Source organism: Wolbachia endosymbiont (group A) of Pogonocherus hispidulus (genome assembly GCF_964028195.1).
In the GTDB taxonomy this organism is placed as follows: domain Bacteria; phylum Pseudomonadota; class Alphaproteobacteria; order Rickettsiales; family Anaplasmataceae; genus Wolbachia.
This window is the reverse complement of sequence record NZ_OZ034750.1, coordinates 1214331-1228764: the sequence shown is the minus strand read 5'-3', so window position 1 is coordinate 1228764 and position 14434 is coordinate 1214331. Positions and strand designations below refer to the sequence as shown.

Sequence of the window (14434 nt, the reverse complement as noted above, 5' to 3'; positions counted from 1 at the left end):
TAATTTTTAATCACAAAAAATGAAGAGACTGTAGAAAAAAAAGGGGTTCATATTGCCTTTTCTGTTGTTTTCTTGGCATTTTGTAGTGATTTATGTTAGATTACTTGAGTTTATTTAGGCTAAAATATATATAATGTCTATTTACGGGAGAACATGGTGGGGTAAGAAATGGCTTCAATCTTTCAGTGAAGTTGATTACGATAACCGCCTTTCACGTGGTAGAACTTATGCTAATACTGGTCGAGCTTTTGGTATTCAAATCAACGGCAATACAATTACAGCCAAAGTTAGTGGTTCAAGACCTCATCCATATAAAGTTAAAATAACACTCAATGAATTAAATTCATCAGCTATCCGTTGTATTATTGAAAATTCGCCCTCTATATTGCCTAAATTAATAAATAGACAATTACCAACACTTTTGTTTGATAAGCTTAACGACTCAGGTATTAAATTATTTCCTTCGAATTGGGAAGAAATGAACGCAAGTTGCAATTGTCCTGATTGGGCTATGCCTTGTAAACATATTGCTGCTGTAATTTATCTTATTGCTGCAGAAATTGATAAAAACCCTTTCGTAATTTTCAATATTCATAATTGTGACTTGTTGTCGCTGATTGATGATTTTGGAAATGGAAAATTAGAAAACATTCAAAGTATTCTAAAAATTAATGATCTATTTAAATCGTCTTCTAAAGTTAAAGTATATGACCAAGTAAACTTAAATGATATTGATCTATCGACTATTCCTAACCTTGCCAGCTGTATCGAAAATATCTTGACGAATAATCCACTCTTTTTTGAAAAAAATTTTCACAGTATTCTGCAAACAGCTTACAAGCATTGGCAAAAATATCCTACGGGGAAATCAGATTATTTTTTCTACTCTTCCAAGAAAAAGCTATCGGAAGAAGAATTGTTTACTAGCAAATGGGGAAGTATTGAACACTGGCAAACATTTCAATTATTTATCAATGACCAATACCAAGTTATTCAAGTAAGCAATGGTATAGCTAATTCATTTATGCTCAGCGAAAGTGTTTCAAGGAATATAGCACAATTTTTAAACGATATTCCTATTTCATTACTGCATAAGCTTAATCCTGAGCTTCGCTTCATGCATATGATTTCACAGTTTGCACGTATGCTCATGGAAAAATCAGCACTAGTACCACAAATACTACAAAATAAAAGAGGAGAATTTATAATTAGGTGGATCCCTGCGTTGTTTAATGAATCAGTCAAAGAAATTCATAGAAAAATATCATCTATGTGTCCACCTCTACTAATTCAATATCAGAAAACTTCTATAGATCCTGAAGAACAGGTTAATATTGCAGTTTCTTTAATCCTTTTGGGATACATGGCAAATAATTTTCCTGCAGCACTTGATAAATATAGAGAAAAGAATACCTTTCCTTCATCAATGGATAAGTATAGAGACAAGCACATCTTTGCATTATTTTTTACTGGATCAGCATACAAGTTTAGTGAGTTTAGCAACAGAGCAGTTGTGTTAAAAGTCAATAGAAAAATGAAAAATATCAAAGAAATTTAGCCCGTTAAATATAATGTGCTCTTCAATGTATTTTTACATAATATAAGCTATAACTCTTAATTGATGTAGCTGTGTATAAGTACTTATAGTTTATGTGGGCGTACTTATCCACAGCTACACTAACTTACTAGAGAAGTAGACTTAGGGCTATATTCCTCAGTGAACACTCTACCGTCTCTTACCAAGGAGTTAGCAAGTAAAAGTAACTTTCTCATAGCAGCGGTAGAAGCAACTTTATATGGTTTTTTATATTGATTATACAACCTATCAAAAAAAGTTTTTATGTAAGAATTCCATTCCCGCGCACTAAGAATACACATATACAAAACTGTTCTAATTTGTGACCTACCGCCTTGAATACACCTTTTTCCTTTACTAAAACCACTGTCTCGATTAAAAGGTGCAACCCCGGCAAGGCTGGATATTTGCTTTTCTTGAAGCGTCCCTAGTTCTGGTAGATAACAAATCATAGTAATAGCTGTGATTTTACTTGCACCTGGTATACTAGTTATTGATATGTATTTTCTTTTAAGCTCTTGACTTTGATCAATCAACTCCATCATCTCATCTTCTAAGGCTTGGATTTGATTTTGTAAAATGGCAAGTAGCTCTTCCATTTGTTTTATTATGGATATATCAGTTACCTGGTAAGCTTGGGTTTTTTGTATTTTTGCTATTTCTACAAGTTGATTTCTACGAGATAGCTTTTGCCTCAAACAATCAACATTACTAACTTTTAAAGGAGTAACACGCATATCTGTATTATTAATATAACGTGAGATGATACTACAGTCTATTTTATCGGTTTTAGTAGCAACGCCAAGGCTTTTTGCATAATCTCTAACCCATCTAGGTTGAATAACATATACCTCAAAACCATTGCTTAGTAAAGTATAGGCACATAATTTTTCATATCCACCTGTTGCTTCAAGACCAACTTTGCTTACATTATGCAAACGTAAAAAGTCGAGTATTTGATCAATAGCTTGCACGTTATTTTCAAATACTTTATGATATCCAAGTGGATGGATATGAATATCAAGTTTAGCTTTGCTAACATCAATGCCAGCAATAATATTTGATGAATTCATAATTCCTCCGTAAATGTTGATAAACAATATATACTGTATTTTCCACCCTTATATACGAGTCTAAAAACTCAATCAGTTGTTCGGAACTTCAGTATAAACCAGAGAAGAAAACCTTGCTATACTACGGTCCTTATGACCAAGACTGGACACGGTTCCTCTTCTCTGTATGTCTTTACATTACTACTTTGTAGTACTTATAAAAACCTATTTTTAACATATAAGGCTGTATGCATTATAATTCCTTTAGGTTGATTATTGCCCCTTTTTCTTGAAATATCTCCTAATCCACTTGTTTTTTTATGGTGAGTATATGAAATGTAACTTGTATCTTGAATTACAAGAACTCTTTTGTGAGCTTTCATTCTTTCAGCTGTTTTAGCAACATGTGAAGCTAAAATATCACTTTCTTTTATATTTTCATTTTGAAAAAAACGATATGCTGCTTTTGCTTCTGACCAACTTCCACATGCCTGATTGATTAAACTTTTAGGTAAATTTGCCAAACTATCAGCAAGATTCACTAATCTGTCAGTTAGTCTTTTATCTCCTAGTACAGCATTTCCAAACTCACTTTTAGCCCATTCATTACTCTCATTTGCCATTTTTATACCCTCAATATTTGCATACTTTAATATTCTAATCCTTTATTTTTATGTCCATTTATATTTGTGGGTAATAGTAAGGTTTTGAAGTCGAGTGGGGAGAGGTGACTTTCCTCACTTAGACACCTGTGTCAGCTACTTTCATGACATCGTTGTAACGTTGTACCATATTACAATGTTCGTGCAGTTGTGTGTCAACTACTTTTGTTGCACCGTTTGTTATTCAATCTTTATGCTAGTTTTACTAAAAATTATAGTATTTTAGGTATAATTGCAATATCTAAATTTAAGGTATAGGGATGAACCCTAGGAAAGTTTTTAATATTCTTTTTATAGTATTATTTATTTCTTTTTCTCATGTTGGGAGTGCTGCCGCTGACACTAATGCTGATACAACTGCTCAAGTAATATGTAATATTATTGGCTACGTTTGGGGAATAGGCGGACCGCTTATGACCGTAGTGATAATAGGTGCAGCTTTGCTTGCGATATTTGGTAGAATGCCATGGCCAGCTCTTTTTGCGCTAGGCGTATTTTGTGCTGTATTTTTCGGTGCTAAAGCTATTGTCACGAAAGTAATGGCTAGTATAAACACTACAGATGCTTCTTTTATGGAACGATGTGGAATAGGAGATATTACAAAAAAGAACTGATAGGGTTATTTTTTTCTAAAACAGACCTGATACACGGCTTCAACTATATCTTCCACTTGCGGTAATGCTTTTTTTTCCAGATTTGCAGCGTAAGGTAAGGGGATGTCCTTGCCAGTTACGCGTATAACTGGAGCATCAAGGTAGTCAAATCCTTGTTCCATAACAACAGCCGAAAGCTCTGCTCCTATTCCTGCAAATGGCCATCCTTCTTCTACACTAACTAACCTATTAGTCTTCTGAATAGAGTTAATAACGGTTTGAGTGTCAAGTGGTCTTAAGGTTCTGAGGTCAATAACTTCAGCTTCTATACCTCCACCTGAAAGTAAATCTGCTGCACCTAAAGCGTCCATTAATTTTAATGAGAAAGCAGTGATAGTTACATCCTTTCCCTCCCGTATGACAGCAGCCTTGCCTATCTCAAGTAGATAATCTTTATTTGACAGCTCAGAGTCAGAAACTTCATGTTCATGTCCGTAAGCTATTTCGTTTTCTAGAAATATTACCGGATTAGGGTCGCGAATTGCAGCTTTAAGCAGACCTCTGCAATCGGAGGCAAAGTAAGGTGCTATCACTTTTAACCCCGGTATATGCGAATACCAAGATGCAAAGCATTGAGAGTGTTGTGCGGCAACTCTTGCTGCAGCGCCATTTGGTCCACGAAATACTATGGGGCATCCAAGTTGTCCACCTGACATATAATTTGTTTTTGCTGCAGAATTCACGATTTGGTCGATAGCCTGCATAGAAAAATTAAAAGTCATAAATTCGACAATTGGCTTTAATCCAGCGAATGCTGCTCCAACAGCAAGGCCAGCAAATCCATGTTCGGTAATAGGCGTATCAACTACTCTGTTTTCTCCAAACTCTTTCAGTAATCCTTTTGTTACTTTATAGGCACCATCATACTCTGCAACTTCTTCACCGATGATCAACACGTCAGGGTCGTTTTGCATTTCTTCTCTGATCGCTGTGCATAAAGCTTCTCTTACACTTAAGGTTGCCATTTATAAACTTTTATAGACTTTAACTAAAGTAACTATATCAGAATTACTAGGAAGCGTACAAATTAAGTTTTACAAACTGACCTTACCCAGATGATATGAATAAGTATTGCTTGGTTGAAAGCAAGAGAAGACAATAACTTCTCAGAGTGGATAGGTGGCAGGTTGGTACTTCTTTTGAGGCACTTTCTGCTCTTACATGGAGTGTAGGAAGAAGAACTCGTGACCCAGATTCTGCCACTTTTCAAAAATTCCCTGTTCCTTCCATTGCCTAAACTGCTCATACACAGTCTTCCATAGCATTCGGTAAATACCGCCATTGGCACCCTGTACGCAATACATAGAAAATTGCCTCTAATATTTCTCTTTTACTATACTTTGGCGGTCTTCCTCCTTTCTTGTATGATACCCTGAAATATTTTTCTATTCGCCCTTTCACTTAGATCTGTTGGATACTTCTTTCTCATTCCTTACCTCATTATTATTACATTTCTTATACTCTACCTTAATTCTAGTTTCCGGACAACCTCTATCTCTACAAAAACTATATTTTTCTTCAGAAGAGAGTTATATTGTAACTATGGACAAAATAATCATAAAAAAATTTGGTGGGACTTCGCTAACTGATTTAAACCGAGTTGCAAATTTGATAAAAAGCGATATTGAGAAAGGTTGTAATGTAATCGTTGTTGTATCTGCTGTTGCAGGATTTACTGACCAAATGGCTTTTCAGGCTAGGCAAATCTCAAATTTAAGTTGCAGACAAGAGTTATCAGAGTATGACGTTATGCTTTCAGCAGGAGAACAAATTTCTTGCGGTCTATTAGCTATCACTCTCCAATCGATCGGAGTTAATGCTAAATCGTGGCTTGCCTGGCAGTTACCAATTGTAACTGATGATTTTTATTCTGAGTCTAAAATAAAAACAATAAAGATTGACCATGTGAAAAGATCTTTTGCTGAGGGTTATACTGCTGCGATCATCGCTGGTTTTCAGGGTATAAATGATGATAGAATCACTACTTTTGGAAGAGGAGGCTCTGATATATCAGCAGTTGCCTTCACGGTAGCCTTTGGTGTTAGAATTTGCGAAATTTTTACTGATATTGATGGAATATATACAGCAGACCCGAAAATTGTTCCAAAGGCACGCAAGCTCAAATTTATCTCTTACGATGAAATGTTGGAAATGTCGTCATCTGGTGCTAAAATACTGCATAATCGTTCAGTACAACTTGCAATGAAGCATAACATTAAAGTGCAAGTGCTATCCACTTTTAAGGAAGTAGAAGGCACCACAGTACTACACAAAAGGGATGTACTAGAGAGATACTTAATTACTGGAATAGCTTATAGCACTAATGAAGCTCTTGTAACTTTCACTAACCTTGCAAATAACTTGCGTACTTTAAGAGATATAGTAGGGGCAAACGTTAAAATTGATATGATACATGGGTCAAGTTTTGTTATCTCCAAATTTGATATTAATTTAATGGAAAAGTTACTGAATAAGAATGAAAATTATGCTATAAACGATAATGTAGCTAAAATTTCAATAATTGGTATTGGTGTTATGTCTAACACTGAAGTGATGCACCGCACACTCAAGGTTTTAAGCGAAAAAAAGATAGAAATACTTGCTATCACAACATCCGAAATCAAAATCAGTATAATTGTTCAAAAAGAATACGTTGTAGCTTTGGTCAAAGATTTACATACTGAGTATGAGCTTGATATGCAACACTAGGATAGGCTCGACGTCCACAACTGTACGAACATTGCAATTTGGGCCTACCAGGAGGGTGTCATTCTCCTGTCATTCAAGTAGCTGACACTGGTTCCTTTATGAAGGTGTCATCCCAGTGCCCTGACTACTTGGATCCAGAAAACTTAACTTTAAATAAGTGGCTGCATAATAAAGACTGGATGCCAGTGTCAAGCACTGGCATGACACCTCTCTTGGGCTCTTTTAGTATAAATGTTTAAGAAATTTACCAAACGAAAAAAAAGGCAAAAGAAGCCCCGTGGTTGGCTAGTTACTTACATTATACTTTCAAGTATGGCGTTTTTTTATTCTAAACACTTAATAACCGCGATTTAGCTGCTTTTAAGCCGCAACTAATCTAAATTATAAACGTTAAGAAATTTACTAAACAGAAAAAAAGGCAAAGAAAACCTAGGGTAGCTAATTATTCACTATCCATTTTTTAAGTTGGCGTTTTTTGATGTTTTAAATGCTTTATAAGCGCATTTCAGCTTATGTTAGGTAAAAACCTAGAAATTTTATAAAGACATAGAGTGCACATAGTGCAAAAAATTAAACATGATACGCCAGATACGTGAGTTTTTTTGTCATTTAATCTGTACAGAGAAGATAAATAAATAGCTTCATTCTCATGATAAGGGAGCTGGCGGAGTTTGTCAAGGAAGTTTTTTGTATTTTAACCTTAGATTTGAGAAATCTTATAGGCTTTTGTTCTCATGAAAATTATGTTCTCATGAGTAAATTAATGTTATCCTTTTTTGTTGATCTAAAGTTTTTTATGTTCATACACTTACGTGTTCATAGTGTTTATTCGCTGCTTGAAAGCTCGGTTAAAATTGAGGAGCTGATAGGCCTTTGTTTGCGAAATAAAATGCCAGCGGTTGCAATTACTGATTCAGGTAACTTGTTTGGCTCGCTCGAATTTTCAGAATATGCAGCTAACAAAGGAATACAGCTAATAATAGGATGCAATATTATAGTTAAACATTCAGAACAAAATTTACCTATATTATTGCTTGCAAAAAATGAGCAAGGGTACACTAATTTAGTCACTTTGGTGAGTGAGTCTTTTAGAAAGCGCAAGAATAACAGCGATATTCCTTACGTTGATTTTGATGAGCTATTGAATTTAAGTACGGGTCTGATCGCTTTAACCGGTGGATGTTTGGCTCAACTATTGTTGGGGCAAGATAAAGAAACGATTGAAAAACTGCTTTCAGCATTCAATGGTCATTTATATGTTGAATTGCAGCGTCATGGGTTGAATAAAGAGCTAGAGCTTGAAGAAACCTTGATAGACTTTGCTTATCAGCACAATATACCACTGGTTGCAACAAATGATGTATTCTTTACAAATAGATCTGACTATGAAGCTTATGATATATTAACGTGTATATCGGAGGGTAGTTATGCTCTCGAAAATAACAGGAAAAAGCTAACCACTGAGCATTATTTCAAATCTGTGGCAGAAATGGAGGAGCTGTTCAGCGATATCCCCGAAGCAATTCATAACACTTTAGTGATAGCTAAGCGGTGCTCTTACATGCCAAGAAGCAGGCAGCCTATCTTGCCTAAATTTCCTTGTCGAGAAAATAAAACTGAGAATGAAGAACTGAGGGAGCAGGCAGTTGCAGGATTAGAATTCCGCATTGCGAATGAGACAGATATAGACCTTAAACAATACTACGATCGGCTAAATTACGAACTAAGCGTAATAACTTCAATGAATTATTCCGGGTATTTTCTAATAGTTTCTGACTTTATCCGTTGGAGCAAAGCAAATGGCATTCCAGTTGGTCCAGGAAGAGGCTCTGGTGCAGGCTCAATTGTTGCTTGGGGCTTACAGATTACAGACCTTGATCCAATAAAGTTTGGCCTAATATTTGAAAGATTTTTGAATCCTGATCGTGTATCGATGCCTGACTTTGATATTGATTTTTGCCAGGAAAAAAGAGACCTGGTTATTGATTATGTTCAGAAAAAGTACGGTTATGTTGCTCAAATAATCACTTTTGGAAAATTGCAAGCAAGGGCAGTATTGCGTGATGTTGGTAGAGTATTGCAAATGCCTTACTCTCAAGTGGATAAAATATCTAAAATGGTTCCATTTAATCCAGTAAATCCTGTAACTTTATCACAAGCAATAGAGCTTGATCAAAACCTGCAGAAAGAACGAGATAGTGATGAGGTAATTGCAAAGCTTCTTGATATATCACTAAAGCTCGAAGGAATATATCGTCACGTTTCAACTCATGCTGCTGGAATTGTAATATGTGATCAAAAGTTGGAAAATTTTGTTCCTGTGTACTACGATCCAAATTCGGCTCTGCCAATCACTCAATACAGCATGAAATATGTGGAGAAAGCTGGGCTAATAAAATTTGATTTTCTTGGACTTGGTACGCTAACGCTAATAGATCATGTATGTCGTTTAATTAATCGTGATGAAAAAAAGATCGATATTTCTTCAGTTCCTTTGAATGATCAAAAAACCTATGAGATACTCTCAAGCGGTGATTCAATTGGAGTGTTCCAGCTTGAAAGTTCGGGAATGAGAGAAGCTTTAATCAAATTAAAGCCAGATTGCATTGAAGATATTATCGCTTTAATTTCCCTTTATCGTCCTGGTCCAATGGATAACATTCCAACTTATGTTGCAAGAAAGCATGGACTTGAAAAGCCAGATTATATTCATCCGTTACTTGAGGGAGTGTTAAAAGAAACGTTCGGAGTGATAATTTACCAGGAACAGGTGATGGAAATAGCACGTATTCTTTCTGGATATACCCTCGCAGAAGCAGATCTGCTGAGACGTGCCATGGGTAAGAAAATTAAGGAAGAGATGGATAAACAACGTGAACTTTTCATCCAAGGGGCAACGAAGAATGGCGTTGATTATGACAGGGCAAGTTATATCTTTGACCTTGTTGCAAAATTTGCTGGTTATGGATTTAATAAATCTCACGCAGCTGCATATGCGGTTATATCTTATCAAACGGCTTACCTTAAAGCTAATTATCCGTTAGAATTTTTCACAGCCTTGATGAATCTGAATATTGATGATAGAGATAAACTGAATTTATTTTATCATGCAGCAAAGTTTAGTGGCGTTACCGTTCTTCCACCTGATATAAACAAGTCTCAAGCTGAATTCTCAATAGAGGGTGAGTGCATACGTTATGGTATTGCTGCCTTGAGGAATGTTGGTTTTTCTATAGCAGAAGGAATAGTGAACACACGTTCAAGCGCTTATAAGGACATATGGGAATTCATTCAAAATTCAGGTCATATAATAAATAAGAGGGCGCTAGAAAGCCTAATTAAATCCGGGGCATTCGATAGCGTGCATAAGAACAGAAAGCAGCTATATGAGTCAATGGACATGCTGATTTACTTTGCAAATAAAAACAAACAGGATAGGGAATCAAGTCAAGCTGCTTTGTTTGGTAGTCTTGATGTCCTCAAACCAAAATTTGAGAATGTGGAAGATTTTGATGAAGAGGAAAAATTAGAGCATGAGTTATTTTCACTAGGATTTTATTTAACTAATCATCCACTTGAAAAATTTAGAATTCTTCTGGAAAAGTTAAATATTGGGTTTATCGGAGAAAATAGAACAGCAAAAACTGCTGGGGTAATATTAAATGCACGTATGAGAACTTCAGAGCGTGGAAGGTTTGTTATACTCACACTTTCTGATCCCCATAACGTTTCTGAAATAGCATTTTATAATAATGAAATAATAGAAGGAAAAAGAGATTTATTTTCACCAGGAACATTTGTGATAATTGATCTTGAAGCTTCGGAAAATACGACAAGATTAGCAGGCAAGGATATATCTGAGTTTACAAAAAGAATCGCTTCTACAATAAAGGAATTAGTTCTCACCACTGAGTGCACGGATTCGCAAAAAGCCGCTATGGAATTAAACACAATATTGAAAGATGAAGGCAGAACCAAAATAATGCTAAAACTTCTTCTCGAAAAACATAAAGTGAGCATCTTATTACCAGGTGCATACTCAATTGCTCCTCAAGTTATTTATGAAATATCTAACTTAAGCTGGATTAAAGGCGTAGAAATTAATACAAATAACTTGCTTATATAAAAAAGCTTTATATAATGAAATATTTAATCGGTATTAAAGGAAGATATAGTGAATCTTTATGAATTTACTTTTATAGCACAACAAGGATTGTTACAGCAAGAAGTAGAGGAGATGGTCCAAGAGCTAGCTGTTTCATTGAAAAATATTAAAGCAGATGTTATTTTCCAGAAGATTAAGAGTCTTATGGAAAGGCAAAATAGTACGCTTACAAAACAAGAGTTAGAAACGCGTGCTGAAAACATTAAAGAAGGTCTAGTTGCTTACTCTGATTTCTTGGAAGATCTTACAAAAATTTTATGGGTTGAATTGGAAGAAGATCTTTCAAATTTGAAAGAAGTGAAGTCAAAAATCGATAAAGAGTTGAAAGATGACCTAAAAGATTTAGGAATAACGCAAGATTTTATAAAATTTCTAGGAGGCAGTGAGCAAATTACTAAAAGTGCGTTTATCCATAATGCAGTAAATGCTTTGAAGAGAAATATTTCAGAACATCTAATAAAGATTTTTCAAGATATTTTGAAAGATTTTAGAATAAACGGTCCAACTCAATCGAGCAAAGCATTGGAAATGCTTTTGGAAAACATTGAAGCATCAGGATTAATCAAGTATGAACATTGGGGTCTTTTGGATTTTGCATATCCAATAAATAAGATGAAGAGCGGTCATTATTGTATAATGTGCATAAGTTCTACTGCAAGCATTCTGGATGAGTTTGTGCGTAGAATGAAACTTAATGAGAACATTATTCGCCACTTGTCTGTGCAGGTTGATAAATTTTTTGAAGGTAAATCTTATATGATGAATAAACAAATTGAGGAGCAAAGCGCATAATGATGAAAAGACGAAATAGTTTTAATAATTCTTACGTATCTGTAAATAATAGGACTGGCTTTAGGCGTTCTAAAGTTTGCCCTCTTGCTACGTCTAAAGATGAAGACATAGATTATAAGAATACAGATTTATTATCCAAGTTTACCTCTGACTATGGTAGGATATTACCTAGAAGATTAACAGGCGTATGTGCAAAAAAACAAAGGAAGTTACGCTTAGCAGTCATAAGGGCACGTTTTTTAGCTCTTGTTCCTTACTGTACTAAAAAAGTTTAGGTAATTTATGTTGATAATTTTAAAGGAAAATATAAGGACTTTAGGTAAGCTTGGTGAAGTTGTCAAAGTTAAACCAGGTTATGCACGTAATTTTCTTTTTCCACAAAGAAAAGCGGTGAAAGCTACCAAGGAAAATTTAACAAAGCTAGAGGAGCAACGTTTATTACTGGAAAAAGAAAATATAAAAAGATTAAATATAGCAAAAGAGCTTGCATTGTCACTACATGATAAGTTTGTGGTATTAATAAAGCAAGCTTCAGAGGATGGTAAAATTTTTGGTTCTGTAACAACACGTGAAATTGCGAAAGTTTTACTACAAGAAGGACGTGCGATAAATCATCGTAGTTTATCTTTTGGTGGAATAAGCATCAAAAACTTGGGTGAATACCAAGTAAACGTAGAATTACATAGTGAAGTAGTAGTACCAATTACTATATACGTCGTGAAATCCGAAACAGATGCAAATGAGCTAAGGCAAGTAAAATTGCAAAATCAGAAGTCTGAGCAACAAGAGGCAGGGCAAGGTGCGAATAAAGAAGCTACTGATGGTGATGAAGCTGATTAAAGATGATCTTCCGTTATAGCCAAAAAGAAATGTCTTCCATGGCTAAGCTGGTGTCATCCCAGTGCTCCCCTCATGTCATCCCAGTGCGTGACACTGGGATCCAGTTTATTTCATCATGGACATTATTTTATGCTTCTAGAATCCGTTGTCCATTGAATAATTTGCAAATACTTTTATATCTGGATTCCAGTGTCACGCACTGGAATGACACCATTATTGGAGTAAATCAAAAATGATCCCACGCTATAGCCGTAAAGAAATGTCTGCCATGGCTAAGCTGGTGTCATTCCAGTGCTCCCCTCATGTCATCCCAGTGCGTGACACTGGGATCCAGTTTATTTCATCATGGACATTATTTTATGCTTCTAGAATCCGTTGTCCATTGAATAATTTGCAAATACTTTTATATCTGGATTCCAGTGTCACGCACTGGAATGACACCATTATTGGAATAAATCAAAAATGATTCCCCGCTATAGCCGAAAAGAAATGTCTTCTATTTGGGAGGAAAATAATAAATTTAATATATGGCTTAAAATAGAAAAATTAGCGTGTGAAGCTCAAGAAGAGTTAGGAGTGATTCCAAATAGTGTTGCTCAGAAGCTCTCTGGTGCTATTGAATTTGATATTGAACGTATCAACGAAATTGAATCCATTGTAAAACATGATGTTATAGCTTTTCTGACATATGTTGCTGAAAAAGCGGGAGTTGATGTTCGTTATCTCCACTATGGAATGACAAGTTCTGATGTTTTGGATACATGCCTTGCGATGCAGTTGAAAGAGTCATGTGATATTTTACTCGAGAATCTAAAAAATTTACTTGCAGTATTGAAAAAAAAAGCTGAGGACTATAAAGATATTGTTTGTGTTGGGCGCAGTCATGGAATGCATGCAGAACCAACAACTCTTGGATTAAAATTTGCTAGATTTTATGCTGAATTTAAACGCAATTATCAGAGATTAATTAGCGCGCAAAAAGAGATCTCAATTTGTAAAATATCAGGTGCAGTAGGTAATTTTGCAAATGTTGATCCGTTTGTTGAAGAGTATGTAGCGAAAGAAATGGGACTCATACCTGAAACCATATCGTCTCAAGTCATTCCTCGTGATAGACATGCCATGTTCTTTTTGGTTTTGGGAGTGATTGCAAGCTCAATAGAAAATATTGCAATTGAAATTCGTCATTTGCAAAGAACTGAAATCGGCGAAATTTCTGAGCATTTTTCCATTGGGCAGAAGGGAAGCTCTGCTATGCCACACAAATGTAATCCTATTTTAAGTGAAAATCTGACTGGACTCTCACGTTTAATACGCAGTTATGTTTTTCCTGCGTTAGAAAATGTTGCATTGTGGCACGAACGTGATATATCACACTCGTCTGTGGAAAGATGCATTGCTCCTGATGCTTGTATAACAATGGATTTTGCTTTAGTGCGATTAACAGATTTGATAGATAAATTGGTAATCAATAAGGAAAACATTGAAAAGAACTTAAATTCTTCAAAAGGTTTAGTTTTCTCACAGCGTGTATTGCTTGAGTTAGTAAATAGTGGTTTGGCGAGGGAAGAGGCGTATAAAATTGTTCAGAGCAATGCAATGAAAGTGAAACAAAACAACAGTGATTTTCTGGCCGAATTGAAACAAGATAAACCCTTACTTAAGGTTATTAACTCGGAAAAACTTGAATCTTTGTTTGATTTGAAATATTATACAAAGCATGTAGGTCACATATATAGCAAGGTTTTCAATTAGGCTGAGTAGCTCAGTTGGTAGAGCAGGAGGATCATAATCTCTTGGTCGGGGGTTCAAGTCCCTCCTCAGCCACTCGAACTAAACTATGTTTAGCAAGATAGTGCTATTGGTGAAGTAGTGCGACCCAGTGTCAGCTACTTGGAATGGTTACGTTCAGTTGTGTATCCACTTAGGTGTACAGTTTAGAGGACAATGGATAAGAGGTATCCGTTCAGGGGAGCGGCAAAATA

General features: G+C 35.4%; 14 protein-coding genes, 1 tRNA gene and 2 pseudogenes. 12 read left to right on the top strand and 5 right to left on the bottom strand.

Features of this window, described 5'->3' with window-relative positions:
* The first annotated feature begins 133 nt into the window (after positions 1–133).
* The gene (locus ABWU58_RS05990) at positions 134–1558 is read left to right on the top strand and encodes an SWIM zinc finger family protein (RefSeq protein WP_353282891.1); all 1425 of its coding nucleotides are present in this window, start codon (positions 134–136) and stop codon (positions 1556–1558) included.
* Between the two features lie 119 nt (positions 1559–1677).
* Here ABWU58_RS05990 and ABWU58_RS05985 read toward each other — a convergent pair whose 3' ends face one another.
* A complete protein-coding gene (locus ABWU58_RS05985) occupies positions 1678–2649 on the bottom strand; it encodes an IS110 family transposase (RefSeq protein ID WP_353282680.1) in 972 nt (323 codons plus the stop codon).
* A gap of 212 nt (positions 2650–2861) precedes the next feature.
* Positions 2862–3251 (bottom strand): annotated as a pseudogene (locus tag ABWU58_RS05980) (transposase DNA-binding-containing protein); the annotation flags it as partial.
* Positions 3252–3550: 299 nt separating this feature from the next.
* Between ABWU58_RS05980 and ABWU58_RS05975 the strand changes: the two are divergent.
* Positions 3551–3904 (top strand): TrbC/VirB2 family protein, encoded by a 354-nt coding sequence (locus ABWU58_RS05975; protein WP_353282890.1) that lies wholly within the window; start codon positions 3551–3553, stop codon positions 3902–3904.
* A gap of 5 nt (positions 3905–3909) precedes the next feature.
* Here the strand turns inward: ABWU58_RS05975 and ABWU58_RS05970 are convergent, their stop codons facing one another.
* The 3 genes and pseudogenes from ABWU58_RS05970 to ABWU58_RS05960 form a co-directional block, all read right to left on the bottom strand.
* Positions 3910–4908 (bottom strand): pyruvate dehydrogenase complex E1 component subunit beta, encoded by a 999-nt coding sequence (locus tag ABWU58_RS05970; RefSeq protein ID WP_353282889.1) that lies wholly within the window; start codon positions 4906–4908, stop codon positions 3910–3912.
* 62 nt (positions 4909–4970) lie between these two features.
* Positions 4971–5189 (bottom strand): hypothetical protein, encoded by a 219-nt coding sequence (locus ABWU58_RS05965; protein WP_353283751.1) that lies wholly within the window; start codon positions 5187–5189, stop codon positions 4971–4973.
* Positions 5146–5372 (bottom strand): annotated as a pseudogene (locus tag ABWU58_RS05960) (transposase); the annotation flags it as partial. The pseudogene ABWU58_RS05960 and the gene ABWU58_RS05965, both read right to left, overlap by 44 nt.
* Positions 5373–5485: 113 nt before the next feature.
* Between ABWU58_RS05960 and ABWU58_RS05955 the strand changes: the two are divergent.
* The 10 genes from ABWU58_RS05955 (at position 5486) to ABWU58_RS05910 (ending at position 14276) form a co-directional block, all read left to right on the top strand.
* Positions 5486–6652 (top strand): aspartate kinase, encoded by a 1167-nt coding sequence (locus ABWU58_RS05955; protein ID WP_353282888.1) that lies wholly within the window; start codon positions 5486–5488, stop codon positions 6650–6652.
* A gap of 38 nt (positions 6653–6690) precedes the next feature.
* Entirely contained in the window at positions 6691–6891 is a 201-nt protein-coding gene (locus ABWU58_RS05950; protein ID WP_353282887.1) for a WPE palindromic element domain-containing protein, read from the top strand.
* Between the two features lie 557 nt (positions 6892–7448).
* Positions 7449–10778 carry a DNA polymerase III subunit alpha gene (gene dnaE / locus ABWU58_RS05945; RefSeq protein ID WP_353283731.1) on the top strand — a complete coding sequence of 1110 codons (3330 nt, stop codon included), beginning with the start codon at positions 7449–7451 and terminating at the stop codon, positions 10776–10778.
* 48 nt (positions 10779–10826) lie between these two features.
* Complete coding sequence (gene rpsF, locus ABWU58_RS05940; RefSeq protein WP_064125329.1) at positions 10827–11609, top strand: 30S ribosomal protein S6; 783 nt, start codon at positions 10827–10829, stop codon at positions 11607–11609.
* Positions 11609–11884 (top strand): 30S ribosomal protein S18, encoded by a 276-nt coding sequence (gene rpsR, locus ABWU58_RS05935; protein ID WP_253302586.1) that lies wholly within the window; start codon positions 11609–11611, stop codon positions 11882–11884. The genes rpsF and rpsR overlap by 1 nt, the downstream gene beginning before the upstream one ends.
* A 7-nt stretch (positions 11885–11891) precedes the next feature.
* Positions 11892–12449, top strand: coding sequence for a 50S ribosomal protein L9 (gene rplI / locus ABWU58_RS05930; RefSeq protein WP_353282886.1), 558 nt, complete (start codon positions 11892–11894; stop codon positions 12447–12449).
* 38 nt (positions 12450–12487) lie between these two features.
* Complete coding sequence (locus ABWU58_RS05925) at positions 12488–12685, top strand: hypothetical protein (protein WP_353282885.1); 198 nt, start codon at positions 12488–12490, stop codon at positions 12683–12685.
* Positions 12682–12915, top strand: a complete 234-nt coding sequence (locus ABWU58_RS05920; RefSeq protein ID WP_353282884.1) for a hypothetical protein — start codon at positions 12682–12684, stop codon at positions 12913–12915. The genes ABWU58_RS05925 and ABWU58_RS05920 overlap by 4 nt, the downstream gene beginning before the upstream one ends.
* On the top strand, positions 12912–14204 hold the full coding sequence (gene purB, locus ABWU58_RS05915; protein WP_353282883.1) for an adenylosuccinate lyase: 1293 nt from the start codon (positions 12912–12914) through the stop codon (positions 14202–14204). The genes ABWU58_RS05920 and purB overlap by 4 nt, the downstream gene beginning before the upstream one ends.
* Positions 14204–14276: transfer RNA gene (locus ABWU58_RS05910), tRNA-Met, on the top strand. Before purB ends, ABWU58_RS05910 begins: the two co-directional genes overlap by 1 nt.
* Positions 14277–14434: the final 158 nt, after the last annotated feature.